This window comes from Mesorhizobium sp. M8A.F.Ca.ET.207.01.1.1 (genome assembly GCF_004794715.1).
In the GTDB taxonomy this organism is placed as follows: Bacteria; Pseudomonadota; Alphaproteobacteria; order Rhizobiales; family Rhizobiaceae; genus Mesorhizobium.
The window spans coordinates 1-500 of the sequence record NZ_SRUS01000066.1; the positions used below are offsets into that span (position 1 = coordinate 1).

1 protein-coding gene is annotated in these 500 nt (G+C 67.0%); it reads right to left on the bottom strand.

The genetic code is table 11. The features are described from left to right. The coding region (locus EN850_RS33475; protein ID WP_281407302.1) for a proton-conducting transporter membrane subunit at positions 1 to 500 on the bottom strand (500 nt) is incomplete at both ends.

Here is a 500-nt window from a genome sequence, read left to right on the forward strand (position 1 = left end):
GTTGCGGAGGGCAGGTAGGCCGAGACCGGGGTCGGCGCGGCCATCGCGTGTGGCAGCCAGAAGTGGAACGGGAACTGCGCGCTCTTGGTGAAGATGCCGGCCAGTACCAGGAACAGCGCGTACGGGTACAGCGCGCTGGCGCGGATCTGCTCGCCGGCGGCCAGCACCACGTCCAGGTCGAAGCTGCCGACGATGCGGCCGATGAGCAGTACGCCACCGAGCAGCGCAAGGCCGCCGCCGCCGGTGATCACCAGCGCCATGCGCGCGCCTTCGCGCGCGTCCTGACGGTGCGACCAGAAGCCGATCAGCAGGAACGAGCTGATGCTGGTCATTTCCCAGAAGATCATCAGCAGCAGCAGGTTGCCCGACAGCACCATGCCCAGCATGGCACCCATGAACAGCAGCAGGTAGCAGTAGAAGCGGTGCGCGTTGTCCTGCTGGCTCAGGTAGTAGCGTGCGTACAGCACCACCAGCGCGCCGATACCCAGCACCAGCCCGGC